Origin of the sequence: Pseudoxanthomonas sp. CF125 (assembly GCF_900104085.1) — a bacterium.
Taxonomy (GTDB): domain Bacteria; phylum Pseudomonadota; class Gammaproteobacteria; order Xanthomonadales; family Xanthomonadaceae; genus Pseudoxanthomonas_A.
This window is the reverse complement of the sequence record NZ_FNLD01000003.1, coordinates 440,377-466,555: the sequence shown is the minus strand read 5'-3', so window position 1 is coordinate 466,555 and position 26,179 is coordinate 440,377. Positions and strand designations below refer to the sequence as shown.

Annotated in this window: 22 protein-coding genes; 12 read left to right on the top strand and 10 right to left on the bottom strand. The window is 58.8% G+C overall.

Translation table 11 applies throughout. The features are described 5' to 3' along the window. Positions 1-6: 6 nt before the first annotated feature. The 5 genes from BLR66_RS15595 to BLR66_RS15575 all read right to left on the bottom strand — a co-directional run bounded on the left by BLR66_RS15595 (position 7) and on the right by BLR66_RS15575 (position 6,889). Entirely contained in the window at positions 7-1,212 is a 1,206-nt protein-coding gene (locus BLR66_RS15595; RefSeq protein ID WP_093289123.1) for a hypothetical protein, read from the bottom strand. Positions 1,213-1,280: 68 nt separating this feature from the next. Further along, entirely contained in the window at positions 1,281-3,908 is a 2,628-nt protein-coding gene (gene plsB, locus BLR66_RS15590; RefSeq protein WP_093289120.1) for a glycerol-3-phosphate 1-O-acyltransferase PlsB, read from the bottom strand. A gap of 127 nt (positions 3,909-4,035) precedes the next feature. Further along, on the bottom strand, positions 4,036-4,935 hold the full coding sequence (locus tag BLR66_RS15585) for a hypothetical protein (protein WP_143014677.1): 900 nt from the start codon (positions 4,933-4,935) through the stop codon (positions 4,036-4,038). A gap of 317 nt (positions 4,936-5,252) precedes the next feature. Further along, the gene (gene pyrF, locus BLR66_RS15580) at positions 5,253-5,951 is read right to left on the bottom strand and encodes an orotidine-5'-phosphate decarboxylase (RefSeq protein WP_343123924.1); all 699 of its coding nucleotides are present in this window, start codon (positions 5,949-5,951) and stop codon (positions 5,253-5,255) included. A gap of 14 nt (positions 5,952-5,965) precedes the next feature. After that, positions 5,966-6,889, bottom strand: coding sequence for a 5'-nucleotidase, lipoprotein e(P4) family (locus tag BLR66_RS15575; protein WP_093289111.1), 924 nt, complete (start codon positions 6,887-6,889; stop codon positions 5,966-5,968). 190 nt (positions 6,890-7,079) lie between these two features. Here BLR66_RS15575 and BLR66_RS15570 point away from each other — a divergent pair, with 190 nt between their 5' ends. Next, positions 7,080-7,742, top strand: coding sequence for a YceH family protein (locus BLR66_RS15570; protein ID WP_093289108.1), 663 nt, complete (start codon positions 7,080-7,082; stop codon positions 7,740-7,742). Between the two features lie 7 nt (positions 7,743-7,749). Here BLR66_RS15570 and BLR66_RS15565 read toward each other — a convergent pair whose 3' ends face one another. The 3 genes from BLR66_RS15565 to BLR66_RS15555 all read right to left on the bottom strand — a co-directional run bounded on the left by BLR66_RS15565 (position 7,750) and on the right by BLR66_RS15555 (position 10,916). Beyond that, on the bottom strand, positions 7,750-8,289 hold the full coding sequence (locus BLR66_RS15565; RefSeq protein WP_093289105.1) for a DinB family protein: 540 nt from the start codon (positions 8,287-8,289) through the stop codon (positions 7,750-7,752). Between the two features lie 34 nt (positions 8,290-8,323). Beyond that, positions 8,324-8,707: a hypothetical protein gene (locus BLR66_RS15560; RefSeq protein WP_143014676.1), complete on the bottom strand. Its 384-nt coding sequence runs from the start codon at positions 8,705-8,707 to the stop codon at positions 8,324-8,326. A gap of 223 nt (positions 8,708-8,930) precedes the next feature. Then, complete coding sequence (locus tag BLR66_RS15555) at positions 8,931-10,916, bottom strand: UvrD-helicase domain-containing protein (protein WP_093289894.1); 1,986 nt, start codon at positions 10,914-10,916, stop codon at positions 8,931-8,933. A gap of 97 nt (positions 10,917-11,013) precedes the next feature. Between BLR66_RS15555 and BLR66_RS15550 the strand changes: the two genes are divergently transcribed. From BLR66_RS15550 to BLR66_RS15540, 3 genes are all read left to right on the top strand, one after another. Further along, positions 11,014-11,745, top strand: a complete 732-nt coding sequence (locus tag BLR66_RS15550; protein ID WP_255402684.1) for a tetratricopeptide repeat protein — start codon at positions 11,014-11,016, stop codon at positions 11,743-11,745. Positions 11,746-11,973: 228 nt separating this feature from the next. Continuing rightward, complete coding sequence (locus BLR66_RS15545; RefSeq protein ID WP_093289096.1) at positions 11,974-13,272, top strand: tyrosine-type recombinase/integrase; 1,299 nt, start codon at positions 11,974-11,976, stop codon at positions 13,270-13,272. Positions 13,273-14,414: 1,142 nt separating this feature from the next. Then, positions 14,415-15,329, top strand: coding sequence for a replication initiation factor domain-containing protein (locus tag BLR66_RS15540; protein ID WP_143014675.1), 915 nt, complete (start codon positions 14,415-14,417; stop codon positions 15,327-15,329). Here the strand turns inward: BLR66_RS15540 and BLR66_RS15535 are convergent. Continuing rightward, positions 15,326-15,910 carry a hypothetical protein gene (locus BLR66_RS15535; RefSeq protein WP_093289090.1) on the bottom strand — a complete coding sequence of 195 codons (585 nt, stop codon included), beginning with the start codon at positions 15,908-15,910 and terminating at the stop codon, positions 15,326-15,328. The two genes, BLR66_RS15540 and BLR66_RS15535, sit on opposite strands and share 4 nt — an antisense overlap. Before the next feature lie 328 nt (positions 15,911-16,238). Between BLR66_RS15535 and BLR66_RS15530 the strand changes: the two genes are divergently transcribed. The 4 genes from BLR66_RS15530 to radC all read left to right on the top strand — a co-directional run bounded on the left by BLR66_RS15530 (position 16,239) and on the right by radC (position 22,936). Beyond that, a complete protein-coding gene (locus BLR66_RS15530) occupies positions 16,239-20,114 on the top strand; it encodes a PIN domain-containing protein (protein ID WP_093289087.1) in 3,876 nt (1,291 codons plus the stop codon). Between the two features lie 532 nt (positions 20,115-20,646). Beyond that, the gene (locus BLR66_RS15525; RefSeq protein WP_093289084.1) at positions 20,647-21,504 is read left to right on the top strand and encodes a hypothetical protein; all 858 of its coding nucleotides are present in this window, start codon (positions 20,647-20,649) and stop codon (positions 21,502-21,504) included. Between the two features lie 264 nt (positions 21,505-21,768). Beyond that, positions 21,769-22,470, top strand: coding sequence for a site-specific integrase (locus BLR66_RS15520; protein WP_176943911.1), 702 nt, complete (start codon positions 21,769-21,771; stop codon positions 22,468-22,470). Next, the gene (radC, locus tag BLR66_RS15515; protein WP_093289893.1) at positions 22,454-22,936 is read left to right on the top strand and encodes a JAB domain-containing protein; all 483 of its coding nucleotides are present in this window, start codon (positions 22,454-22,456) and stop codon (positions 22,934-22,936) included. Before BLR66_RS15520 ends, radC begins: the two co-directional genes overlap by 17 nt. Positions 22,937-23,041: 105 nt before the next feature. On the opposite strand, the gene BLR66_RS15510 is transcribed toward radC, so the two are convergent. Continuing rightward, positions 23,042-23,380, bottom strand: coding sequence for a helix-turn-helix domain-containing protein (locus tag BLR66_RS15510; RefSeq protein ID WP_093289077.1), 339 nt, complete (start codon positions 23,378-23,380; stop codon positions 23,042-23,044). Between the two features lie 109 nt (positions 23,381-23,489). Between BLR66_RS15510 and BLR66_RS15505 the strand changes: the two genes are divergently transcribed. The 4 genes from BLR66_RS15505 to BLR66_RS15490 all read left to right on the top strand — a co-directional run bounded on the left by BLR66_RS15505 (position 23,490) and on the right by BLR66_RS15490 (position 25,866). Further along, positions 23,490-23,885, top strand: a complete 396-nt coding sequence (locus BLR66_RS15505; RefSeq protein WP_093289074.1) for a hypothetical protein — start codon at positions 23,490-23,492, stop codon at positions 23,883-23,885. 83 nt (positions 23,886-23,968) lie between these two features. Further along, positions 23,969-24,442, top strand: a complete 474-nt coding sequence (locus BLR66_RS15500) for a hypothetical protein (protein WP_093289071.1) — start codon at positions 23,969-23,971, stop codon at positions 24,440-24,442. A gap of 219 nt (positions 24,443-24,661) precedes the next feature. Then, positions 24,662-25,060 carry a GNAT family protein gene (locus tag BLR66_RS15495; RefSeq protein ID WP_093289068.1) on the top strand — a complete coding sequence of 133 codons (399 nt, stop codon included), beginning with the start codon at positions 24,662-24,664 and terminating at the stop codon, positions 25,058-25,060. Positions 25,061-25,170: 110 nt separating this feature from the next. Next, positions 25,171-25,866 (top strand): hypothetical protein, encoded by a 696-nt coding sequence (locus BLR66_RS15490; RefSeq protein ID WP_143014674.1) that lies wholly within the window; start codon positions 25,171-25,173, stop codon positions 25,864-25,866. Positions 25,867-26,179: the final 313 nt, after the last annotated feature.

Here is a 26,179-nt window from a genome sequence, read left to right as displayed (position 1 = left end):
CTGCGCTCAGTCGTCGAGCAACGTGTAGCGATAGCCCAAGGGGATGTTCTCGGCGGAAAGGCGCGAAACATAGACCCCGCCAGGCGTGGGCTCGATCACCCGCACCGACACCGGCTCTTCCACCACAGTTCCTTCAGGCACGCCCACGCTGATCGGCAGCTCCAGCGTCGCCGGGTCCGGACGCTTGGTCACCACTGCGGCCATGGGCCGGGCTGGCTGCGAAGATGTTTCCGGTCTGGGCGGTAACGAATTGAGCAGCAGCGCCTGGATCATGCCGTCGGCGTGTTCCAGATTGCTGCGCAGAGTCTTTTTCAGCAACGCGCAATCGCCTTGCGACCAGAGCATCGCGCGCCGCATGGCTGTGCTGGCATCGGACCATCCTTCGTCCTTGGCGTCGGCCATGTTCTGGGCATGCTGGTTGGCCATCAAGCTCGCGCGCTTGCGGTCCTGCCGTGGCGCGTTGCTGGCGGCGGCGTTGACCTTGTCGATCAGTGCGTCGGCGCCGCTGGCTGCGTAACGCTGCTGCTCGACCGCTACCATCTGCTCGATGTCGGCCTGGGTCTTGGGCGCAAGCCAGAGGCCGTCCGAAACCACCACCAGCGAATCCTGCCAGGTCGGCTTGCGACCGGCCTTGCCGCCCGCATCCGGCGCGTAGCCAGCCGCATCTATGGTGGTGGTCAACGCCGAGAAATCGGGTGTGAAACTAGTGGACAGAGTGAACATATAACGTGGCCCCGCCTTGGCGATTGTGGGCCTGGAGGCGTCGTCCTGCTGGCGCCATTGCGCGCGCTGCAGTGCGTCGGCGACCAGGGCCTGGTGCGAATCGACTAGCGGCAGGTCGCACTTGGCCTGCACGATCAGCTGATAGGGATCACGCACAGCCCGCTTGGCGGTGGCTTTTTCGGCGCCGTTGATGATCGCACCTGCGATCAATCCGCCGGCAAGGCCGACGCCCATCGCCTGCCCGTAGCTCATGCCGCCGGGGTTGTTATATAGGCCATCGCCGGCACCGACGCCGGCCTGCATGGTATCCACGTAGTTGTATCGGATCTGCGGCCGCAACCGCGGCTGCGCCACGATTACCTGCATAGGCAAGGTCTTGGCGACTTCGACATCGGCCAGAGCCAGGCCACGCTGCTCCTTGGCAGCGACGGAGAGCGCGGGAAACAGCGCGCACAAAAGCGCGCCCGTGAGCAGGCGTTGGATCGGCATGGATGGGTCCCCTGTGGTTTAGCCGCAGTCTAGAACGCAAACCCGTTCGACTTCCAGGCCACGCGCGCTCAGTCCTGCGCCGTGACTTCGACCTCAGGCTTGGCCGCTTCCGGGCTCACCCGCTCGATGGTATGGCGCAGCTCGCGGCCGAGGATGACCTTGGCGTCCTTGGCCCACGCATCCAGGCGCTCGTCGAACACCAGCTTGCTGTTCTCGTCGGGCCATACCAGCTTCAGTTCGCGCAGTTTCTGGATGAAGCCGCGGAACAGGGCCTTGTCGAAGAACTCCGGCGCCGCCGGGGCGTACAGCAGGCTCAGGCGCTGCGCGGATTGCTGGCACAGGCTTTCCAGTTCCGCCGCGCCCAGTACGCCGGGACCGTTCTTCACCAGCACGCTGATGGCGATGTAGTAGCGCTCGAACGCCTGCTGCAGCGAATGGCCGATCGCGCGCAGGCGGAACACTTCGTCGGTCTGGCCGGCGTTGCGTTGCAGGATGCCGCCGTCGTCTTCGTTCACCTGCTCCAGCAGGCCTTCGCGCACGAACACGTCGATGGTCTTGTCGAGGCGTTCGGCGAATTCGTCTTCGCTCCAGGGCAGGAACAATTCCGCCTGCAGGAACGGGTACAGCGAGCGGCCCAGCTTGATCACCCGCTGCCGCACCATGCGCCGGTTGGTCTGGAAACAGCAGGCGATCCACGCGGCGGCGGTGAACAGATGCAGCACGTTGTTGCGGTAATAGCTCATCAGCACCGCGGTGTCTTCGCTGACCACGTCCAGCACGTCGCCCAGCGGGTGCTTGATGCGTTGCAGGACGTTGATGTCCAGACCGTGGGCGATGATGCGTTCGGGCGTGTGCGGAGTGATGGTGACGCGGTCCGAATACGGCATCTCGGCCAGCAGCGTCTTGCACAGTTCGATCTGCGCGATCAGGTCGGCTTCGCCCATCGCATGCTTGGGGGTGGACAGCAGGGCCAGCGCCAGCAGGTTGATCGGGTTGACGTCGGCGGCGGCGTTGATGCGTACGTGGATCTGATCGGCCAGCGCGTCGATGGTGTCGGACAGCCAGGCGGGTTTGTCTTCCTCGCCCAGCGCTTCACCGTTCCACTCGGGCGCATGCTTGGCCAGTACTTCGCTGAGCGGGATGGCTTCGCCGAAGTTCACCACCACTTGGCCGTAGTTCTGTCGCAGCACCTTGGGGATGCCCCACAGCAGCGCCCAGATCGATTCCTTCTCCTTGGGCCTGCCGCTGAGTTCGTCCAGATAGCTGTTGCCTTCCAGCAGCTTCTCGTAGCCGATGTACACCGGCTGGAACAGCACCGGCTTCTTGGGTTGGCGCAGGAACGCGCGCACTGTCATCGAGATCATGCCGCCCTTGGGCTGCAGCAGCCGTCCCGTGCGCGAGCGTCCGCCTTCGATGAAGTATTCCAGCGAATAGCCGCCAGACACCAGCTGCGCGACGTATTCGGTGAATACCGCCGAGTACAGCGGATTGCCGCGGAAGCTGCGGCGCATGAAGAAGGCGCCGCCCTTGCGCAGGAGGGTGCCGATCACCGGCAGGTTGAGATTGATGCCGGCGGCGATGTGCGGCGGCACGATGCCGCGTTCGTACAGCAGATACGACAGCAGCAGGTAGTCCATGTGGCTGCGGTGGCAGGGCACATAGACCACTTCATGGCCGGGGGCGGCCGCCTTGAATTTGTCCAGGTGATGGACCAGCACGCCGTCGTAGATGCGGTTCCAGACATGGGTCAGCAGGAAGCTGGCCGAGCGCACCACGGGGTTGGAATAGTCGGCGGCCACTTCCCAGGCGTAGGCATGGGCTTTCTTCCAGGCGTCCTCGGGTTTGATGTTGTCGCGCTTGGCCTGGGTGGCGATGGCTTCGCGCACCGGTTCGGCGGCCAGCACCTGGTCCACCAGCAGGCGGCGGGTGGACAGGTCCGGGCCGATCACCGCTTCGCGAATGCGGTGGAAGTGGGTGCGCAGCACGCGCGAGAGTTTGCGCACGGTGCGTTCGGGCGGCAGATCCTCGGCGATGCTTTCGCGGATCGAAACCGGCGCGGCGAAACGCACGATGGTGTCGCGGCCGTTCAACAGGATCGCCAGCAGACGGCGGAAGCGGCCGACGATGGCCCAGTTTTCCGAGAACAGTACCGAGAACCAGCCGCTGGCTTTGTCCGGCGAGCGGCCGACGAAGATCGACACCGGCACCAGCTGCACGTCCAGTTCGGGGTTGGCGCGATGGGCCTGCAGCAGGCGGGCGAGCGAGCCGGAATGGGTTTTGGTGCTGCCCGGCTCCGGGATCAGCGCACCGGCATTGCGTCGCGACAGAGCCACATAGGCGCGCTTGCGGCCCAGCGGATCGCCGGGCAGCGGGGACAGCGGCGAGGGCATGCCGGCATCGCGGCAGGCGCGGTCCAGGATCAGGGCGTTGGACAGGCCATAGTCCTCCAGCACATAGCAGATCGGGCGGGCGTCCACGTACTGGCGCGGGTCTTCGGGCTCGATGCTGGGGGTCAGCCAGGGATCGGCCAGCTTGCTCATCAGGTTGGCCCAGAGCGGGCGTTTGGCCGGGCGCGCGGTGGGACGCGGGCCCGCAGAGAAGGGCTCCAGCGGCGGTTTGGGCTCTGGCGCAGGGTCGGACGGCGGTGGCGGCGCGTCCGGGAACGGCAGGGGGTTCTGTTCAGGCATCGGCGACATTATGGCCTAGCGACCCGTCAACGCCATCGCGTCTGCACAGAGGAGTGACAGGTGGGAGCGGCGTCCCGCCGCGAGCTTTATATCGGATTGGCGCGAGGAGCTCGCGGCGGGACGCCGCTCCCACGGATCAGGATGCTGGAGGCGGTACCTGGGTGCCGGGACCGATCTGCGATTCGGGGGCTTGTTCTTCAGCCGGTATGGCCAGCGCCTGCTCCGCATGGCGCAGGTAGTCGGTCAGGTACCAGCGGCCCGCGCGGCGCTGCAGGCTGACCACGGTGTCGATTTCGCGGTCGCCCAGTGGGTAATGCACGCGCACGCGCGCCTGGTCGCCTTTCTGTTCCACCAGAACGGTGCGCAGCTCCGAAAAGCTCCGGTCCAGTGGCAACCCATAACCGGCCAGCAGCGCCTTGGCCTGGGCGAAAAACGGCGACAGGCGTTGCAGGCTGCCGGTCATGCCGGCTTCGCGGAAACTCTGTTCGTCGGTCAGGCCGGTCTTGCGCGCCGCGGCGACCAGCGGAGGAATCGCCGCCATGCCGCGTTGCGGATCGGACAAAGGCGCGCGCTGGGCCCATTCGCTCAAGGCCGTGATCAGCTGGGCGTAGTGCGCGCGCTCCTCGTCGGTGTACACGCCCTCGCGTTTGACGTACTGCACGCCGAACAGCCCCAGCGAACGCGCGGCGTCCTTCAAGTCCTTGTCCTGATTGGCGAAGTTGCGTTTGAAGCTCTGTTGCAGCGTGCGTTCCGAATCCGGCGCCGCCAACGCTGACAGCAGGGCTTCCAGCTGGTCGTCCAATGGCAACTCGGTCAGCGGCCAGCGGCTGTGCCCTTCGCGCCAGGCGGTTTCCAGCTGCGCGTATTCGGCGGGCGGCACAGCGGCCTGGGCGAAACCGACCAAATCGTCGTCGTGCAGGCGGCGGATCAGCTGCTGAACGGCGGCGGCCGGTCCGCTGGTCGATTCCCGCGGTTCGGCGGGTTGTTGTTTGCACGCAGCCAGCGCCAGCAAGCCGCATAAGGGCAGGGCGAGCAAGATCCATCGGCATGTGGGCAGGCGCGAAAGCATAAAGTTGGATTCCCCGATCCTCCCGCATCTTGCTTTGCTCCCCCTGCCGCCAGCAAGCACGGGCTTCACGTTGCTGGACATGCCCCGGCGCGCGCCTTCAGACATCCGCCATAAAAAAGAGGCCGTGCTTTCTTGCGAAAGCAGAGGGCCTCTGAAGCCGGCCGAAGCCGGTAGACAGTGTTGTGGCACATTTCCGGCCGAAACCGGACGCCGCCATGTTAAATCCCGTTAACAGTTAATGCAATACTTCAATTAAAAGCATGTAACTAACTGATATATATGAATTACAGGGCCGGAATTTCGTCCTGGATGGCTTCGGCGGCCGCGCGCGGGTCGCTTGCATGGCTGATCGGGCGTCCGACCACGATGGCGTCGGCGCCGCGCTCGAAAGCTTCCGCCACGCCGACGGTACGTTTCTGGTCGTCGCCGACCGGGCCGCCAGGACGGATACCGGGACAGACGATGGAGAAGCCGGGTCCGCAGGCGGCGCGGATCACGCCGGCTTCCTGCCCCGAGGCAATCACTCCATCGATCCCGGAAGTCTGGGCGGAAAGCGCTCGTTGAACGACGATGTCTGCCGGTTCGCCGGAAATGCCCATCTGTTGCAGATCCTTGCCATCCATGGAGGTCAGCACGGTGACGGCCAGCAAGCGCAAATCGCCGCTGCGGGCGTCGGCCGCCGCCTGCATCATCCCGGCATGCCAGCCGTGGATGGTGGCGAAGCTGACCGGCCAGCGCGACAGGCCGCGGATCACTCCGGCGACGGTGGCCGGGATATCGAAGAATTTCAGGTCCACGAAGATCTTCTTGTCCCGGCGCGCCAGTTCGTCCAGCACGATGAAGTAGTCGCCGGAGGCCAGCAGTTCCATCCCGATCTTGTAGAAGCCGACCGAATCCCCCAGCCGGTCCACCCAGGCCAGGGCCTGTTCGCGATCGGGCGCATCCAGCGCGAAGATCAGGCGTTCGCGTTGGCCAAGCTGCAATTTGCCGCGCCCGCTCAAGGCGCGTAGTCCAGTGCGTCGCGCTTGGCCTGGCGGCGCGCTTCCGTCGGCTGCGCCCATTCGTTGTTGAACAGCGCCGGTTCCCACGAACCATAGGTGGGGTTGGGCAGCATCCACCAGCGCTCGCCGAACCAGTCGTGGTATTCGGCGTACAGCTTGTCGCGATCGCCGCGGGTGTTGGATACCACTTGCACGAAGTCGCCGATCTGGTCGCCGAACTGCATCAGCACCCGGTATTTCTGCCCGGCCAGCTTGCGGCGGCAGTTCTTCTCGCTGCCGTTCTGTTCGCAATCCTTGACGAAGGTGCCCAGGCCCAGGAATACGCTGTCGTCGGCGACCGGCAGGCCCACGGACTTGAGATTGGCCAGGGTGGCTTCCTTCAGATGCTCGGCGCGGTTGGAGATGTACAGGACGGTTACGCCCTTGGCATTGGCGGCCTTGGCGAAATCGACCACGCCCGGCACCGGCTTGGCCTTCTTTTCCGCCACCCACTGGCCCCAGGTGACCTCGTCGTAGTCCACGCCGTCGCGAATCAGCCGCGCCTGGTAGGGCGAGTTGTCCAGCACGGTCTCGTCCACATCCATCACCACCGCCGGCTTCAGGCCGGTGGCGGCATTACCGCGCTCTTCCGGCACCAGCGCATCCCAGTTCTTTTCCTTCAGGGCCTTGTCCAGGTGGTCGGCGGCGGCGCGGTAAGTCTGCTCGCTGAGCGCCTTGTACTCCACCGAGGTCTGCACCCAGGCCACGGCGTTGAGGTTGTCATGGGCGGGATTCGATGCGGCGGGCGCAGTCGCGGGACTGGACGATTCGGCCGCCGTCGGGGCCGCCGGCGCTGCGGCGGCTGGCGTCTCCACGCGCTTGCAGGCGGACAGGGTCAGGGCGGTGCAAACGGCAAGAACGAGCAGGCGCATGGAGTGCATTCGATCGGGCGGCGGTCCGTGAAGTTTACCGGTTGCCGATGACAACCTGTCGTGGGAGCGGCCTCCGGCCGCGAGCTCCGGCTTCGAACTCCCAGTCTCTGGCGCAAAAAACAAGAGCTCGCGGCCGGAGGCCGCTCCCACGTGTACTCCGCTATCCTTGCGCGCTGTTCGAGGATGCATGCATATGGTTATGACCGATGAAACTTCCGCCGTGGTGCTGACCACCTCCGAAGCGCGCGTGCTGGGTTGCCTGATAGAAAAGGAAGCCACCACGCCCGATGCCTATCCGCTGACGGTCAATGCCGCGCAAGTGGCGGCGAACCAGAAAACAGCGCGCGATCCGGTGATGGCGCTGAATACGGGCGATGTGAATCACGCGCTGCGCCAGTTGGAGCAGAAAGGACTGGCCAAACAGGTGTTCTCCTCGCGCGCCGAGCGCTACGAACACCGCGCCGACAAAGCCCTGGATCTGTCCAGGCAGCAACTCACCCTGATCGGCCTGCTGCTGTTGCGCGGCCCGCAGACCGTGCACGAATTGCTGGCGCGCAGCGAACGGCTGGCCTCGTTCAATGATGCCGACGATGTGCGTCACCACCTGGATCGGCTGATCCAGCGCCAGCCGGCGCTGGTCCAGCAGATACCGCGCGGTCCCGGGCAGCGCGAAGACCGCTACGTGCACTTGCTCAGCGGACCGGTGGACGTGGCTGCGGTGACGGCGCGGATCGCTTCATCCTCCAGCGCCGGCGAAGCTCCGTCCTCGGCACTGGAAGCACGGGTGCAGGCACTGGAAAACGAAGTGGCCGAACTGCGCGCGATCCTGTCCGCCATGGCCGCGCGCGACGGCGCAGCCTGAATCGGCCCTAGTCGGGCTCGTCCGCGATCAGGGCGCGCAAGTCGGTTTCGCCTACATCGATGCCCGCCTGGCTCAGCAGCGTGGTGACCTGCCCGCGGTGGTGGGTCTGGTGATTGAAGAAGTGCATGGCCACCCCGTCCATGCGCTTGCGGAAACGCTGGCCGCGGGTGTTGGAGTATTCCAGCACCTGTTGCAGGTCGTCGCCGCCGAGCGAATCGGCCCAGTTTTCGATCACACCGTCCAGCCACTGGCGCCGTTCGCGCAACTGGGCGAAAACCGGATACGGCATGGCATCCAGCGCGGTCGGCGCGGCGAGGCCGCGCAACGGCGCCAGCGTTGCATGGAAGTCGGGCAACGCCGAGAAACGCTTGAGCCATATCAGATCGGCGACCATCAAATGGTTGAGCGTGCCCAGTACCGAGCCGAAGAACGCGCCGCGCTCGGCGGCCAACTCGCTGGCGGGGAGTTGTGCCGCCGCCGCATAGACCTTCTCGTTCATCCAGCGGTTGTAGGCCGCCATGCGACGCGCGTATTCGTTAGACACCATCTGCACGTTCTCCGCTGGAATCATTGACGACCGGTCAAGGACGCTTGCTGCTGCGAAGCAGGAACAGACTGCCCAGCAGGGCGCCCGCCACCGAAGCCACCAGGCCCATGCCCGCGGCGACGGCCAGTTCCAATGGCCAGAGGTCGTGCGTACCGGGACGGGAAACCGCTTCGACCAGAATGCGCGCCAGCACGGCGCAAGGAACGCTTGCGGCAACCAACAACCAGACCTTCCAGAAGCGCGCCAGTCCGAAAGCGCGCGCCATCATCGCCACCACGCCTACGGCGACCAACCCCGGGCCATACAGCGATTCGGGCAGGGTGACCTGCGAGTACGCCATCTGCCAGTAACGAAATCCCACGCCGATCAAAGCGATGAGGAAGGCGATCAATAGCCAGCCGGGACTGGAACGATTCATGGTGTTCGTATCGCCATAGACCAAGGTGTCCAGCCTACCGCAGCGTCCGCAACGAATTCCATTATCGCCCTTCCACTGCTTCCTTGTAGAGCCGAGCTTGCTCGGGATTGACCGCCGATGATGACCATTTGGGGATGTTCGACGGGATAAAGGTTCGATCCGATATTTTTAACTTTTACGGACTAGAAGCAGCCGAGCAAGCTCGGCTTTACAAGGTGGGTTGTCAGTCGAACAGCGCCTGGATCGCCGCCAGTCCCGCGCTGGCGCGTTCTTTCTTGCTCGCCGCGTCGGCCTCCGGATCGGCGCCGTCGCGTTGCAGTTCCGATTGCGGTAGCTCGTCAAGGAAGCGGCTGGGTTTCAAACGCACTTTTTCGCGGAACCTGCGCGTCTCGCGGCTGTGGCTGAGGTACAGGCCCTGCTTGGCGCGGGTGATGCCCACGTACATCAGCCGGCGTTCCTCGGCCAGGTTGCCTTCGTCCAGGCTCATCTCGTGCGGCAAGGTGCCGTCCTCGCAGCCGACGATGAAGACGTAGCGGAACTCCAGGCCCTTGGCTGCGTGCAGGCTCATCAGCCGCACCTGGTTGCCGCCGTCGTCTTTGTCGTTGCGCGAAAGCAGGGCGAGCTGCGCAGCCAGGTCGCCCGCACTGCCGCGGCCCTCGCTTCTATGGGTATGCTCGAACCAGTCCGCCAATTCGTCCAGGTTGGCGCGGCGGCGCGCGAAGGAGGCATCGTCCTTGCATTGCGCACGGATCTCGGCGAGCAACCCGGAGCGTTCGCTCAAGCGCCGCACCAGCTCCGCCGCGGGCAGTTGCGCCGAATGGGCGCGCAGATCGCGCAGGATGTCGTTGAACGCGCTCAGTCCGTTGGCCGCGCGCGGGGGCAGGGCCTTCAGCGCGCCCATCGACTCGGCCGCGCGCGACATCGGCAGGTGCGCGTGCTGGGCCATCTCGGCCAGCTTGGCCAGCGAGGTCGCGCCGACTTCGCGCTTGGGCGACTGCACCGCGCGCAGGAAAGCCGCGTCGTCCTCCGGGTTGACCACCAGCCGCAGCCACGACAGCGCATCCTTCACTTCCTGGCGTTCCAGGAACGCCGTGCCGCCGGTCAGGTGGTAGGGGATGCGTAGCAGCTGCATCGCTTTTTCCAACGGGCGCGACTGGTGATTGCCGCGGAACAGGATGCAGAAGTCGCTCCAGGGCGCGTCGCGCGCGGTGTGCAGGTAAGAGATCTCGGCGGCGACTTTCTCCGCCTCGTGCTCGTTGTCGCGGCACTCCCACACGCGGATGCGGTCGCCGTCTGGCTGGTCGCTCCACAGCTTCTTGGGATGCTCGTGCGGATTGTTGGCGATCAGGGTGTTGGCCGCGCGCAGCACGCGATTGCTGCAGCGGTAGTTCTGCTCCAGCTTGATCACCTGCAGCGCGGGATAGTCGCGCGCCATCTGCATCAGGTTGTCCGGATTGGCGCCGCGCCAGGCGTAGATGCTCTGGTCGTCGTCGCCCACGCAGGTGAAGTCGCCGCGCGGACCGGCCAGCACCTTCAGCAGGCGGTATTGCGCGTCGTTGGTGTCCTGGCATTCGTCCACCAGCAGGTAGCCGATGCGTTCGCGCCAGGCGGCGGCGATCTCGGCGTCGTTTTCCAGCACCTGCACGGGCAGGCGGATCAGATCGTCGAAATCCACCGCGTTGAAGGTGGCCAGCCGCGCCTGATAGCGCGCGTAGAGCTTGGCCGCTTCCTGTTCGCGCGTGGTCTTGGATGCAGCCAGCGCCTCCTCGGGAGAGAGCCCGGCGTTCTTCGCGCGCGAAATCAGGTTTTTGGCCGCTTCCACCGCGTCGTTCTTGGCGCCGGGCATCAGGTCCTTGATCTGCGCATTGCTGTCGTCGGCGTCGAAGATGGAGAACCCACGCTTCAGTCCTACGGCGGCGTGCTCGATCTGCAGGAAGCGCAAACCCAATGCATGGAACGTGCAGATCGTCAGTCCCTCGGCTGCATCGCCCTTCAGGCGTTTGCCCAGGCGCTCGCGCATTTCCTTGGCGGACTTGTTGGTGAAGGTGATCGCGGCGATGCGCTTGGCCGGCATGCGCCCGGAGGCGACCAGGTGGGCGATCTTCTCGATGATGACGCGGGTCTTGCCGCTGCCGGCGCCGGCCAGCACCAGCAGGGGGCCTTCGCAGTGCCTGACGGCGTCGCGTTGTGGTTGGTTGAGGGAGTTCATGATCATGGCTAACGGCGATAGGCCGTTAGTTTATAGATTGGACGGAAGAGTGAGGCCTAGAATCCCGCAAGATCATTGAGAAACAAGGAAACTGAACGTGCTAAGGATAGTGTTCTCCCTCATTCTCGCCAGCGCGTTCGGAGGGGCAATCGCAGCAGAAGCCGGTTCCGACCCTTCGAAATTCGAAGAAATCCCGGCCGACGTGATGACCGAGGGCTTTCTGGAAGCCCATCCTGATCTGTGGCACCGCCGCGCGGGCATGCGCGCCGATGCCAGCGGCAACCACCAGGACGCGCGAAAGCACTATCGCTTGGCGGCGCGTTACGGCGACAAGCCTTCGCAAGCGCGCTTGGGCGAAATGTTCTGGAATGGACAAGGGGGCGAACAGGACCGCGTGCAAGCGTTCCTGTGGATGGCGCTCGCAGCCGAGCGTGGTTATCCGGAATTCGATGTCTGGAAGATGCATTATTGGGGCAAGCTCGATAAAGGGGAGCGCGATGAGGCCAGGCGTCGCGAACCAGGAATGCTCGCCGAATACGCCGACAAAGTAGCCAAGGGGCGACAGGAGAAAGCGATGCGCAGAGGGCAGCGCAGTTCTACCGGCAGTTTGCTGGGCTACTCATCGGCCTCGGCGCTGTACATCAATTTGGCGCGCGGAGGCTCCATCGATCCGGAGCGCTTCTATGCGCGCGAATTCTGGGAACCCGGCGAGTACTGGAAGTTGCAGGATCGCATCTGGCGCGAGGAATTCAAGGGCAGCGTAAGTGTGGGCGACCTGGAAAACCTGCCCGTGCAGGAAAGCGAAGCGCCGCTAGACCCTGAGAATTGAATGCCGAGGGATTGCGTGTTGTTCCCTATGGCTACGCAGTAACATTCGCACATGGCCAAGCTCTATCTCTACTATTGCGATCAGGACCGAACGAAAACTGTAAGAAAACAGCTTAAGAATAGCGGTTTGATCGCAATCACCTGTCAGGACGTGTCAGGCGCGATACCCCCAAATTCAGTGATATTGGGGGTATTCTTGGGGGTATCAAAACTACCTACTTGAGCCGGCATGAAACGCGTACTCACGGCCACGGCCGTTGCCAACCTGAAGTCCAACGGCAAGCTGCAGAAAATCACCGACGGTGGAGGGCTATTCCTTGCGATTACTCCGACAGGGACAAAAACGTGGCGTTATAAGTATCGCCATCTTGGTAAAGAGCGAAGCTTCACGATTGGACAGTTCCCTGAAGTAAGCCTCGCAGATGCGCGTAAGGCGCATGACGTAGCAAGAGCCTTAGTCGATCAGAATCTAGACCCTGGGCAGCAACGCCGCGCAAAGCGGCAACAGCTAAGCCAGGACGCCGAGAACACCTTCGAGAAAGTCGCTCGCGATTACCTTCTGAAAAAGACCACGAAGGGCGATCCAGCCAAAAGGTGGACGCCTGGATACGCGAGCAAAAACGAAAGGATATTTGTCCGTGAAGTGTTCCCAAAGCTAGGTGCGCTGCGGATTGGAGACGTTGGGGCCGCCCAGATCGGGCCGATTCTAGAGTCCGTAGCTGAGAGAAAGAAGGTCCAAATGCCCCACCAGAGCAAGGTGCGGGTAAGAGACCGAGGGGCCACTACGACGGCAGCTCAAATCCTGCATTTATGTCGCGGGGTCTTTAAGCATGCCGCAGCCAAGGGACTAGTCAAATATGATTTTGATCCCACTTGGAGCCTGGGGGAGGTAGTCAGCAAACCTGCGCCCAAGCACAACGTGCATCTCCAGCTCGAAGATATGGACGCCTTTTGGACTGACTTAGAGGGCGTTGCTGCCAGCGAGCCAATAAAGATTGCGGTCGAGCTTTTGGCACTCACGTTTGTTCGAACAGCGGAACTTCGCCTTGCAGAATGGTCTGAGTTCGAATTTGATGCGAATCATAAGCTTGGACCGCACTGGAGGATTCCAGCCCACAAGATGAAGAAACGCCGTGAGCATATGGTGCCGTTGGCCGATGCGGTGCTGATGCTGCTAGATCGGCTCAAGAGGCTTACTGGGGAAAGCAAGTACCTTTTCCCCAATGCAAGGCGCGCAGAGGGCGTCATGAACGCCAACACCATTAACCAGGTGCTCTACCGTATGGGTTACGCGGGCAGGTTGTCAGGGCATGGGTTTAGAGGAACGGCCTCTACGGCTCTCCACGAGCGCGGATATAGTCCCCATGTCATCGAGGCCCAGCTCGCCCACCAGGTAGACCGGAATCGAACGGCTGCCGCCTATAACCACGCGGTCTACTGGACGGACAGGGTCAAGCTGATGTCGGACTGGTCAATGATGGCGAAAGCAACTATCGGCAACGTACTGCAATTTAAGAAGGCCTCTTAGATACGCGAAACGCGCTTCTACCGGCGCTCGCAGATATTTCTCGCAGCTTTTCAACCGCTTACGAAATGTCTGCGCACTTTGCTTCCAGACGACCACGCAAATCATGCCGGGTCGAACGAACTACACGCATATGAGTAAATTTTATATGCGCGATATTTGATCAAATTTGCCACTTTTCACCCCGAAAAGGGCCATTCCCGTGCAATCGGCGTGCAATCGGCGAACTCGCCTCTGGCGTTGCCAAAATCACAGCGCCATCATCCCGCCATCACGGATGCATTGCAGCTCAAGGGCTGCGCCAAGGGCATATCCCGACCTTGTGAAGGACGCAGAAGTACAGCGCAAGTTAGCGCCGTGCGTGGGCCTCTTTGACTCAAAAATATGAAGGGACGGCAAGAAATGGTCATTACCAAGATCACCTATAAGCGCAAACCAAAGGCTCCCTGTATTTCTCTCGATCAGCCAGGGCGGCTGCGAGTCTCGAATCTAATGGCGCTTTTTAACGTGTCTCACCAGACGGTCTATAAGCGAATCGATGACGGCGGAATCCCTAAACCAGACGGCTACGACTTGATGCATCTAACTTCTGGTCGGCCGGGGAGACCGTATTGGTTTACCGAAACCATTCGCCCATTAGTTACGCCGCCAGGTCTACCGGCGTCCCACGTGAAAAAGGATGCGCCGTGAGTAGAGCCAGGCCATTGAAACACCCTATCGAGCTGGAGTGGCGCATGCGAATCGGGGACGTGCTGACGGTCTTGGAGATATCGCATCAAACGCTATACAAAAAAGAGGAGTCGGGGGAGATACCGCAGCGCGACGGCAAGGACACTAGGCCCTATTGGCACTCAAGGACGATTAGGGAGTTCCTACCCAAATGGAGACAGAGATAACACTTAAGCGCCGCGACATGCGGGGAGCACAGAGGCTTGTGACTATCCGCATTGCGTCCGAACTGCTCGGAAGGTCGGAAGGGAGCCTCAGGCAAGAAATTGCGCTGGGAAGTGGACCTTGGGTGGTTAGAACTGGGAATAGCGCGCGAATCCGCTTGGCTGACCTCTACGCATGGGTGGATGCCCGTGCCTCACTAGAAATAGCAAGTAACTCAAACATTCAACTAAGAAATCCAGAGGTCAAGAGCCATGAATAAGATATCGATGGTGGTAGACAAACTAACAACGGCGTACAGATACGGACCAGATGTGAAGGCAGATAGTGAGTACCAAGCAGTGGTGTCCTTCGGACTGAGCGTCAAGGATCACGAGTTCAAGCCCCCGGGCAAGACCTGGAAGAAGGCTCACAGACCGTACACCATAATCTCCCAGCCACTGCTGGGCGGGTCCTCGTTGGTCACCCGGTACGGATACGTGCTTCCCAGGCACTACTCATGGGTTACGTTCAATCCAAGCAAGGTTGCTGCAGATGACTGGGGATATCTCAACGCCTACCTTGGACTGATGTACGACTACGGATTTCAGTCTCTCTGGCAGAAGGCCGGTCTGAAACAGGCGGACATTGCGATAGACGTCGAAGGTGAGCAGTTCAGCGACTACATATTCGTGGACCGCCGTTTGCGCACCGGTGACGCCAGCCTGGAATCAGTGGGGTCCACCTACCTGGGGTTTAGCAACGGCCAGCGGATGTTCAACATCTATGACAAAGCCAAGCAGCTGAGTGACATCCATGGCATTACGCTGCCGGCACCTAGACTGAGAATCGAAGCACGCCTGAGGAGACCTTCGATACTGTTAAACAGTCTTCCACACGTGCACAACCCGTACAGCTCCCTCTTGGCACTTCATCGCGGTGATCTCGCAGCTCCTGGATCACCAATACTGTCCAGCTTCCGGTCAAGAGTGGAGAGCGGAGAGCCGGCCGACTTAGTGTTTCACGACCGACATAAGAACGAAAAGGAAATGCTATGGAGCGAGCTTAAGGAGCGAGTAGCGCCTTGGTGGGACCCCGGAAAGGCATGGACTAATTACCCGAGCTCCCTCGGGTGGTTGAACAAACTAGGCTTGCATGAGAATGCGCTGGCCATAGCTTCGCTGCACTAGTGTTGTCTACCCTTAGAGCCTGAACTTGACACTTCAGCACTTGTTGCAGAACTGTCTAGCCTCAGACTGAAACTGCGGCGGGTGTCTGTACTAGGGGTCATCTGGCACTCCGGATGGGCGCTCACGTTCTCCTTCTGACCTTTAGGAGCCGTGAGAAGAATTGACAGAACTAACCAAGTGGCGATCGAAAACGCCATGACAGAAACCAGGTCCACTCCGTAGTCGATCCAGCTTTGCTTGTTTATAAAGCGCCATCGTCTGTAGCTCTTGCTTAAATTGTGGTAGTCGCACTCCGTGTCACCCTGCTGATCAAGATGCATGGCTAGTGCACCACGGTACATATGCCAGGCAGCCCATTTATTCAAAAGCGCCAGGAGGATTTGTAGTACGACTCCAGTGAGGAAAAGGCCAACTATCCAGGCCACGTTGGGGGAAGCAGCTATAGCTTGCGGCGCATCCTTGTTCAACAGAAACAGTACCGGTCCTCCGATCCCATACGCCACCATCCAAGCACGAAATGTTTTCGAGTACTCGGCATAATTCGCAAAATGCCCCTGATAGTCGCTTGAATCCTGCCCCATGGTTCCCCCACTTGTGGACGGTCGGCTCCCGCTCGTTCCTAGGATATGTCAGGTCAGGCACATGCCGAACACTCTCCACGCCGTAGATGGGAAGCTGTAAATACTTCACAGCAGGGTCTACTGGCAAAACGCCGGCTTCTGCGGCCGGTGGAGGAGTGGGGCCGACCGCACAGATGAAATCAGGCTATTGGAGATAGGGCGGATCAGTCGTTGCCGTTCAGTGCCCGAATCGTAGTGTGGAGCCAAAGAGGATCAAAGGTGGCTCCGCAGATGCGTCTCGATAGGGTTTAGGGCAGACTCCAGAACATTGGGGGAACTAGGGTGTCGCATGTCAGTAAGTAAGGAATACGCAAAGCCAGATTCAGAAGGCGACTTCGAGGAGATGTGCCATCAGCTGTACAAGCTGATGTGGGAGGACTTGACCTGCGTGCGTGTGGGTCGTGTAGGTCAGGCTCAGTTCGGCGTGGACATTCTTGGAGTGTTCAAATCCCAGCGAGTGGGCGTGCAGTGCAAGCACTTCAATAAGACGGCATTCACGCTGTCTACCGTCCTCTCAGACATTAGAAAGGCAGATGCGGCGACTGACCTCCAGATAGATCATCTGCTCTTTGCAACGACAGCCGGGAGCGATCCAAAGCTGATTCTCGCGGTTGCAAAATTAAGTGAAGAACGAAAGACGTCCAAGAAGTTCACCGTATCGATTGATTTCTGGGGTGACTTGTGTGGCCACTTGCGAATGCATCCTCAAGTCGGTCGGGTGTTCATATCCGATTTCCCAGGGTCCTTTCAACTAGAAGTGCTAGAAGCGTCGAGTGAGCATTTGGCAATCGCCAAAGACACCAGGCAAGCCATCGATCTCAGCCATGTCACCCTTGCGGCTATAGAATCGCATACCAGCGCATTGGTCACGGCGTACAACAAATCTCTCCAAGCCCCAGAGGCAAAAGGCGACGAAGCCGACCCCTATATAGTCGCTAAGTTGGACACCGTCCGTGACGCTTTGAGAGAAGGGCGGACAACTGACGCTAAGAACATTCTTGAGGCAATCGGCTCCCCTGACGACTTCAAGGACCAATTTTCTAAGTTTCGTTGGCACACTAACTGGGCGACGATTGAGATAGAAGAAGGAAGGGCTAAGTCCGGGGCAGAGGGCTATATACGGGCCTTCGATTTCGCCACCGACAACGAAACGGCGTCAGTAAATCGTGCGCATGGGCTGTTCATCTTAGGAAGGACAGACGAATCCTTTGAAGCTTGCGAGGAAGGTATCAGGCGCTTCGGTGACACTGCGAATCTTTGGGCAGTGAAGATTCATGCAATGCATGCAATTGGCGTTGCTGACCCGGAAGCCAACATACCTGAGGAGATAAAACAGCATCACGAACTGTTGTTTTCGCGCGCAAGACTGGCGTCCATGAAGAAGGAGTTTCGCCTTGCAGTCGAACTGCTTGACCTGTGCCTTAGCAGTGACAAAGCGTCGTTCTCTACGAAACGCGCATTGCTGATTGAATCACTAGAGTGGGCAATCCAGGACCCGGCGCGGGCGCGAAACTTCCACCTGAGCCAAGAGATCAAGTCAGCTCTGACAAGGTCGATTGACCATTTGGAGCCACTGGAGCAAACGCTTCCAAAAATTCAATCCGAAGCCATCTCCGAAGAAGTGGCCTGCAATGTCGTAAATGCACTTTGGCTCGTGGGTAAGGATGAAAGGGTTCAAGCGATTTCCAGCGTATTTCTTCACAAGCACCCTAGCGCCGAACCGCTACTAAGGGTGCGCGTTCTCTATTTGGCGGGGAAGAAAAATATAGAGGAGATCAGGAGGCTAACTGACCATCAGCTCGACACCCTGCCTTTGCCTGTTCTGACTATGCTTGCCGAAGTGGCAGCGACGCTAGGAGTGCCTGAGTGGTACAAGGATGTTGTTCGGCATATTGAGGACCGTGACTATGACAGTGGAGTATTGACCGATATACGGCTGCTCGACTTCCAGCTTAAGTGGGCTGTGGGTGACCGCGATTCCGCGATCCAAGGCTTAAGAGACCATCTACGCAATCATCCTTCGCATGTGCTCGGCCACATTGTGTTAACTGATCTGCTGTTGCGTGCTGATCGCAGGGCTGAAGCCCTCGACCAGTGTCACGTTTGCAGTGGCATCATCACCGGAGAGGCGCTCTTCTATCAAATTCAACTAGCAGAGCTGTTTTTCAGGCTTGAAGACTTCGAGGCCGCAGCCAATTTGTACGAGGCGCTAGTAACAGAGCCAAGTGCCGACGAGATGACGATCAACTTCTTGATTAGCTTGATCGAAACAGATCAGCGGTGGAAGGTCCAGAGCACTTTGGATCGGCTCTCGAATACTGAGAGACAGAATCCGACGATTCGGAGAATTGAATGTAACCTTGCCCGGAGAACATCAAATTGGGCGCGTCTAGAAGAACTGCTTGAGCTTGAAATCGCTCGCTGCCCAGAGTCGGCCCAAACTGCAGTGGCGTATGCCGGTGCATTGTATCGTGTTGGAAAGTTGAAGGAGCTGAGGGATTTTCTGGCTAAGGACTCGAAGTTCAAGAAAAGTAGTCCCGAAAGCGAGTTCGAGTTTGCGAAGTACCAAGTGCATGCGGGCCTCGCTTCGCTAGCTATCGCGAGGTTGTACGCGCTATACCGAGGCAATCCGGATAGCACAAAGATTGCGGGATACTACTTAAGCCAAGTTCTGCTGGCTCCACTAACCACGGAGATGAACTCACCGGAGCAAATCACGGCGACGTCCGCAGTTCTTTTGAGGAATAGTACTGAGGAGTGGTGGATTCTTATTGATGAGTCAAGCTCGATAGGGTCCTGGCCGGAGCAAGTTGTTGCTTCAAGTCCGATGGCTGCCGAGTTAATCGGTAAGAAAAATGGTGATTCAGTAACAGTAGCTCGAGGCGCTGGCTCTTGTGATGCAGAGGTCGTAGACGTTATTTCCGCATACGTCTTTGCAGTTCGGAAAGCACAAGAGCGTTTGGCGGCGTCTGCCGCCCAAGATGGACCGCTTTGGAGCGTGAAAGCTTACAAGACGGACGGGGAGCTGGATGTTGATGCTATTGCCACACCAGCGAAGGAGAGGCGCAAGTTGGTTGAAACGGCCTTCTCTAGCTATAAGAAGAACAAGATTCCATTGAGTTTGCTGGCCAAGTGGATCGGCACTGATCTGATAACTCTGATGCTGGAATGGCCTTATTCTCAGTTCGATATGTTTGTGAGCACGGGCACGCAAGCGGAGCGCGACGAAGCGATTCGAGTTATCAAGGCCTCGGACAAGACGTACGTCATAGACCTGGCTACTGCTACTGAACTTACGCGACTTGGGTTATTCGACCAGTTCATCAGAGTCGTGGGCAATCCATTTGTCGCACAGTCCGTCAAGGACGAGGTGAGCAACATTCTTCAGCTTCACACTAAACAGAAACCTGCAGCCACATTAGCCGACAGCGGCAACGGGCTAGTTCTGTTTGAGGCCAATAGTGAAGAACACGCACGCAGAACGATCGAACTCGAGAGGATTCTTGAGAATCTCGATAAGTGTCACGTATCCCCGACGATTGGGTCGCCCCAAGTGGATGAGAATATTCGTCGCTATGCGCAGGTGCTGGACGAGCATGTGATTGACTCGTTCTATCTGTCAGTGGAGAAGGGCGCCGTACTGTTTTCGGAAGATGGAACTGTGAGGCTTTTGGCCAAGGACTTCGGCGTCGCAGATGTTGCGTGGATACAGCCATTTATGATGGTCGGGCTGGAAAGCGGCGTGATCGCCCTTGACTCGTATGTTGCCGGTATAGTCGCCATGATCCAGACTGGGAGAGACTTCATTAGCGTCAGAACCGAAGACCTTGCCCATGCCGCTAAAGCTAAAGCAACTTCAGTATCGTCATCGGTTAAGACGATGCTCGACACCTGTAAGAGGCCGACGATAGATTTCCCTTCAGCTGCGACCGTGGCGATGGACTTCCTGCGCTTCGTATTGGTGAACATGTCTCCACGCATTGCTGGGGGCTATGCGTGTGAGGTAAGGGATGCACTTTGCGCGGGGCGTGACGAGTTCAAAGATAAGATCATCGAGTTGATATCAATACGCTTGCAGCAGGCTTATGGGCGAAATGGTAGGCGGCTAAAGATCAGCGATAGAAGATATTTTCAAGGACTGTTGAAACGTTCCCTTGGAGAATAGAGGCGCGTGCCCTCAGGGTGGTTTGAAAAGTTCTGACCAACTTGCAACCTTTGTGGAATGTGGCTATGTCGCGGGCCACATCGATTTCGGTGTCCTCAAGTTTCTGAGGCGTTGGATGCGGATTGGCTAGATTGCTGGCAATGGACGGCACTTTTCAATGAGATTGACAGATGTGATTGATTGCTCGTGGATGTAGCTCTACATTGACCGGCTTTTTTTGTTTTGAACTGAGATATCTCTTGCCTCTTGACCGGCAAAAGATACGATCTAAGTATGAAATCACCCTTCCACTGCGTTTTCCTTGGATAGCCTCAAGGCCCAAGAGCAGAACCTCTTAGAAGCACTCAGTGAAAGTCTCACCCAAGCTCCAGTCGCGACAGTTTCGCCTGCGTTAGCGCGACACGACTTCTCACTTCTCTCAAGCGCCTGGCAAAAGGCAATCCGACGCAGCGATGCCAGCCTGGCATCCAGATGTGGCCTTGAGCTGCATCGTCGTGACCCAGACTACTTCTGGCGACGCATCCGCATCGTCGTGCTTGAAGACATCTCCGTTGGCAACCTTGAGGTTTCCGCTAGCGTCCTCGCCATTGCGGGCAAGCGGGTTCTGCAGAGAAGGCTGGGGGACCGCCAGCTGGCCAGCCATCTTTCAGCCGAACTGGCGGGTGCTCGCAAATCCCGCACGGCTTGCGACCTTGCCTGCCTACTCCCCCTTGACACCTTTGCAACCAAATTTCTGGACGTCGGCTCAAGCCTTCGAGTTTTCGACAAGCCCAAGCTCCTCGCACTCGCCACCGCCTGGCGTCAGACGGCGGCCTACTCAACCCAGGTTGCCGGCAGATGGAGGACTATCAGCAGGGGCAACCCGCGCCTCAGAGACGAGTACCTGGACCTGATCCAGGCACCGCCCCTGGTCCGCTTTATTGCGGTCCGTGGGGCAGGGACGGAAGCCCTCAACGCCCTCCTGGTGCCGGCCCACCAGCTCATAGGAGCAGGGCGCACCTGTCCCACTCCGAAGCCACCTGCGCCTGCCTCGTGGGACCTCATCAGCGGTCTGCCGGCCTTTGCCTTCTGCATGTACTCAGCCCCCGGGATGCAGGCCATCGGCGAGTTCCTCAGACACACCCCATGGGGTGGCCGTCTCCAGGCTCTCGGAGTTCGCAACCTCAAGAAGGCCTTAGGCCACCTTATCTTCTACACAGAAGGCGGACACCTGAGCCGACCCCTCGAAGTCCTACACGCCCCAGCCATTCGTGAGTGGTCCGAAGAAGTGTCTCTAGGTCGGTTCGGCATACCACCAGACCAAATCGCCCAACTCAAATCAGACATGGCCAACGACCTCCCCCAACTCAACGCTTTCCGCCGTCAAGTCAACGTAAGGACCGTCTCATGAGTACCGAGATAGGTATCGATAATACGTTCCTACCCTGGCTTTCTTGCCAAACGTATGAGTGACCTTGTCGCGCTCACTGCACTCGAGCCGACAACTGAGCGCTACCTCGCCGCATGTTGGTCGGACTCGACGAGACGGGCGTACGCAGGTGACCTACGCGACTTCCTGAAATGGGGCGGGTGCCTCCCGGCATCGGAGCAACAGGTCGTCGAGTACATCAACGAACGGGCAAAGGTGTTCCGGGTACGAACCCTAGAGCGTCGGTTGACCGGTATCGGCATGGCGCATGCACTGCAGGGCCATACCGATCCCACTAAAAGCACGCTTATCAAGAAGCTCATGCGTGGAGTAAAACGGGTGCACGGTGTTACGCCGCGTCAGGCGCAACCCATCTTGCACGCAGACTTGCAGCAGATGTTCGAGCGCACGGTAGGCCTGACCCAGACGCGGGACAGAGCACTGTTAATGCTTGGCTTCTCCTGCGCCTTCCGTCGTTCAGAGGTCGTGTCTCTGAATGTGGAGGACCTGAGCTTTACAGAAGCGGGCCTGACGGTACGCCTGAGGCGAAGCAAAAATGATCAGTACGGGAAGACTCGACTGATCGGCGTGCCCCATGGGACCGGCGACGCTTGTACCGTGCTTGCCGTGCGCGCATGGCTGTATGCCAGTGGCATCCGTTCGGGTCCGTTGTTCCGACGCCTGCTGAAGTCGAAAAGATCAGGTGCCCGCTTATCAGATCAGTCCGTCAGCCTGATCATCAAGCGATATGCCGTGGCCGTGGGCCTTCCGGTCGATCGCATCTCCGGTCACAGCCTACGTGCCGGCTTCGTCACTTCAGCGGTCAGAGCCGGGGCGAGTCTGGTATCGATTCAGCGCCAGACCGGGCATGCCTCCCTGGACATGCTGGCGCGTTACATCCGTGAACTCGATCCCTTCATTCTCAATGCCCATGATCATCTCCGATAGGCCATTCCTCCGGCAACGCTCGAAAGTGTGGAATGACGAAGCGATTCTCAACGAAGCGGCGGCGATCCTGCGCAAGCGACTGAGACGCTTGGGTACGTTGTCCGACCCGACTACGGCCACGGACTTCCTGAAGATGCGCCTGGCGGGCCTCGAGCAAGAAGTGTTTTACGTGCTGTATTTGGATACCAAGCACAGGATCATAGAAGCTGAGCCGGCGTTCACCGGCACCATCGACAGCGCCGAAGTCCATCCGCGCGTGATCGTCAGGCGTGCCCTTGAGCTAAACGCGGCTGCGCTGATCTGTGCACATAACCACCCTTCTGGCGATCCTACGGCCTCCCTCTCAGATCATGCGCTGACCAATAAGCTAAAAGAGGCGTTGGGATTGGTGGACATCCGGTTGTTAGACCACTTTGTGGTGACGGCTGAAGCGTTCACCAGCCTGGCGGCAATGGGGAGGGTGTAAGGCATGCGCAGCAACCCATTGCGAAAACGTCTAACCTCAGGCTCCCTCGATCAGGGCCGACGTCCTAGTGCCAGAACAAGCCGCGCCAAATGGTGGAATGTCGGGCTAAACGATATCTGGGAGATTCGGAGCGAGCTTCTTGATCGCAGCCAGCACAGCGTCTTGATCGCCAGGCTTCAGGCTTGCGAAGCCAAGGATCGCCTTGGCGAGACGGTCGTCAGAGGCGAGCAGATAAGCCGCCGGCACCCCCAGCTCCCGCGCCATCTTCTCGATCGTCTCAATGTCTGCCTTGTGCACAGCCTTCTCGTACCGGTTGATGCGGGTGGAGGCGACATCTTCTTCCAGCCCGATACGCACACCCAATTCGGTCTGCGTGTATCCGGCAGCAAGCCGTGCCGCCTTAAGCCGGCGGGCGAAATGCTGCGTCGCAAGTGATCCAGGCATAAGGCCAGCAAGTGACAAGGGCCAACAGAATGCCGGGAAGCCTATTGAACTCGTACTACGTTCAACGTAGTTTATCTGCACCCAACGGGGCGTGCTAGTGGAGAAAGCAATGTCGGTCACCAAGCTGTTAGTGGTACTGGGTGGACTTCTGATCGTCAGCAGCGCCGTTAAGGCAGCGACGGATGATCTTCCACCCTTCGTTCCATTTGATGACGATGCGCCCATCAGGAAGCTCATCATCGAAAAGTCCTCTCTCAAAGACCCGTTCTCGGTCCAGTTTCGCAATCTGAGTCTCAGGACGATTCACCTGAAAGGTCCGCCTGAGGAAGTCAGCTTGATCTACTGCGGTGAACTGAACGCGAAGAACAGCGTCGGCGCCTATGTGGGTTGGTCGCGGTTCTACGCGACCTCTTTGGGCAAGAGCGTCTACATCTCAGAGAAATCCAAAGACTTCTATTTTGATCTGTACTGCGGTGACGCACCCAATCTCAATGAGAAGCAGTAGTCGACTCTCGCAACAAGAAGCGCCGATGGTGACTCATCCGATCCCTAGAAGAATGCACTCTCAGAACAAAAGGTCGATCTAAAATGCACCAATGGATACTTAGCGGGCTGAGCTTGGTTCTGCTGACGGGCTTGAATTCGTTTGGGCCGGTTAATCAGGGTAATTACCAGCAGCTGGCAGAGGCGCAATTGCCTACCGATGCAGGACAGGTACTAGCATCGGAGCCTGGTGCGTGGGCCAATAATGCCAATGGTTTCGCGGACATTCGGAGCCAGCAGGCACCGTTGTTAGGCGTCTTGCTGATAACTACCAAGGGAATTTACTTCCAACAATGGCTGGAAGCCGAGCAGCGTTACGACACGATGCTCACGGTTAGCCTTCGAGACATCACCGCGATCCGGGAAGAGAAATTCGGCAGGAGCGTACGGATAGTGTTCAAGAAGAGCGACCTGACTGTTACGTCACTGAGTGTGATGACGGGGTCGGGGGGTGTCATAGACCGCGACAAAACGCATGTGTGGTTCGAATTGCTCCGAACAAGGATCGGACCGGTTTAGTTCCAACGCATGTTCGATTTAGTTGCTGGCAATGGCAGGCAGGACCGGTTCCCAGGAATAGCGAAACCCCTTACGCCAAAGCAGATCAAACGCATCGCAAAGAATCGAGGCGGCAACGGCATCTCAGCTTTGAACAAGAATGATGGTGCGTTATCGCTGCGATCTGACGATCTGCGATATAAAGGGTCGGTCCAATTAGGACGCTAGGCATCAGATCAAATGACAGTTTCACTTGAGTCTCTGAGAAGGGAGCACCTCGATAGTCCCGCATTGCAATTCTTGTTGCCGGGGCTTCCTCCCGAAGCAATCTTGCCCTTGGAAACAATAGGCGGGATCGCGCAAGCCATCCTGTATGACGAGATAACCGTTGGAATACTGACAGTGACGCTTCAGCATGAGGCAATGATTGCGATTCATCCAGATTACCAGAGGAAGGGAATTGCTCTCGCGTCTCTTGTCCTAGCCAAGTCCGTCGCGGTCCGAAGAGGAATTACTTGGGTCATAGCTAAGGCAAGGATTGGTCGTCCTAGTAATGGGCTACTTGCAAAATTCGGGGCGGTGGAGACAAGTCGAAAGGATGATGAAGTCTTCTATCGTGTTGACTTCGCTGATGCCTAAAAATCTATTCGAACGGAACCCGCATCAGGTTTACTAGCTTCGTTATGCTTCCCAGTATCATCGGCCTCCTTGCCAATTCATCACGAACCGGCTTAATTCGAGTGTTTGACATGAATCAACCATTGCCGCAGCTGGCTCAAGACAACTACTTACGTTCCCGACATGCGTTCCGGGAAATCGCGCGCAACAAGTTTTTAGAGAATCCTCATGCACTACCGCTAGTTTCCGTTGCCAACGAATATGTCGCGACCACAATGTTTCTGATGAGCGGCAAGGATGTAAGGAGTATTCCGCACGGAATCTATATTGCCAAGCTCATTGTGTCCTTCGTAAGGACACACTTCATCGCGGTTGACCTAACAATCCATAGCGAATTAGTCGAGGCGGCAACGCTGACAAGAAAGCAGATCGAGCTTCTGGCGCGCCTCAATGAACTTCGGAAGGTCGAATCCGTTGAAGGTCTGCTTAGACGCACGCCCAATCTCTCATCCCTCCAAACTCAAATCAAATCTCTGTATGGCTCATACTCGGAAATCGCGCACTCTTCGGCCTTACAGCCACTCGAACTCTTGGGCAGCGTCAACGCTCAAGATGGAAGCATGACTGCCGTATACCCCATGTTTACGGAACACGCGTACACATCCTTGGGACACATTGCTTTCTCTGTATTGGAGTACTTCTTATGGGCGGATAAGTTCTTTGCAGAGAACTTCAGCGACTACGACGCAGATTGGGCCTCCGGATGGATACGGAGGGCAGTGCGCGCATACGAGACATTCTCGCCGGAGTCCTCTACCTATGACTGAATCCTATCGGCACAGGCCTGGCGATTTTTTTCTGGGACCTCAAGAAACGAGTGTTCTCTTATCCACTCGTTCTGGCCTTTCTTAGTTGCCTTATTCTTGCTTCTTAGTGATTCAAGGCAATGCCAAGGTCAGGTCACGAAGTGAGACCCGACTAGGCATCTGACGCGACCTTTGACGTTTTTCTTTGGGATAACCGCGACCGCAGCGTGCGGAGCGACATGATTGCCAGCGCAGCGTATGCTGCCAGGGCAGGTGTAGGTTGCCTACCAAGTGCGTCCCTCGCAATCGGGAGGAGTCTGGCTCTGCGGTAGGT

Bases quoted from the DNA above. Each gene is read 5' to 3' on its own strand.
- BLR66_RS15570 (WP_093289108.1), top strand. From the start codon at position 7,080: ATGACCGATGAAACTTCCGCCGTGGTGCTGACCACCTCCGAAGCGCGC.
- BLR66_RS15595 (WP_093289123.1), bottom strand. From the start codon at position 1,212: ATGCCGATCCAACGCCTGCTCACGGGCGCGCTTTTGTGCGCGCTGTTT.
- BLR66_RS15490 (WP_143014674.1), top strand. From the start codon at position 25,171: ATGAATCAACCATTGCCGCAGCTGGCTCAAGACAACTACTTACGTTCC.
- BLR66_RS15565 (WP_093289105.1), bottom strand. From the start codon at position 8,289: ATGGTGTCTAACGAATACGCGCGTCGCATGGCGGCCTACAACCGCTGG.
- plsB (WP_093289120.1), bottom strand. From the start codon at position 3,908: ATGTCGCCGATGCCTGAACAGAACCCCCTGCCGTTCCCGGACGCGCCG.
- BLR66_RS15560 (WP_143014676.1), bottom strand. From the start codon at position 8,707: ATGAATCGTTCCAGTCCCGGCTGGCTATTGATCGCCTTCCTCATCGCT.
- BLR66_RS15540 (WP_143014675.1), top strand. From the start codon at position 14,415: ATGAATAAGATATCGATGGTGGTAGACAAACTAACAACGGCGTACAGA.
- BLR66_RS15530 (WP_093289087.1), top strand. From the start codon at position 16,239: ATGTCAGTAAGTAAGGAATACGCAAAGCCAGATTCAGAAGGCGACTTC.
- BLR66_RS15555 (WP_093289894.1), bottom strand. From the start codon at position 10,916: ATGAACTCCCTCAACCAACCACAACGCGACGCCGTCAGGCACTGCGAA.
- BLR66_RS15575 (WP_093289111.1), bottom strand. From the start codon at position 6,889: ATGCACTCCATGCGCCTGCTCGTTCTTGCCGTTTGCACCGCCCTGACC.
- BLR66_RS15510 (WP_093289077.1), bottom strand. From the start codon at position 23,380: ATGCCTGGATCACTTGCGACGCAGCATTTCGCCCGCCGGCTTAAGGCG.
- BLR66_RS15500 (WP_093289071.1), top strand. From the start codon at position 23,969: ATGCACCAATGGATACTTAGCGGGCTGAGCTTGGTTCTGCTGACGGGC.
- BLR66_RS15505 (WP_093289074.1), top strand. From the start codon at position 23,490: ATGTCGGTCACCAAGCTGTTAGTGGTACTGGGTGGACTTCTGATCGTC.
- radC (WP_093289893.1), top strand. From the start codon at position 22,454: ATGATCATCTCCGATAGGCCATTCCTCCGGCAACGCTCGAAAGTGTGG.
- BLR66_RS15495 (WP_093289068.1), top strand. From the start codon at position 24,662: ATGACAGTTTCACTTGAGTCTCTGAGAAGGGAGCACCTCGATAGTCCC.
- BLR66_RS15545 (WP_093289096.1), top strand. From the start codon at position 11,974: ATGAAACGCGTACTCACGGCCACGGCCGTTGCCAACCTGAAGTCCAAC.
- BLR66_RS15535 (WP_093289090.1), bottom strand. From the start codon at position 15,910: ATGGGGCAGGATTCAAGCGACTATCAGGGGCATTTTGCGAATTATGCC.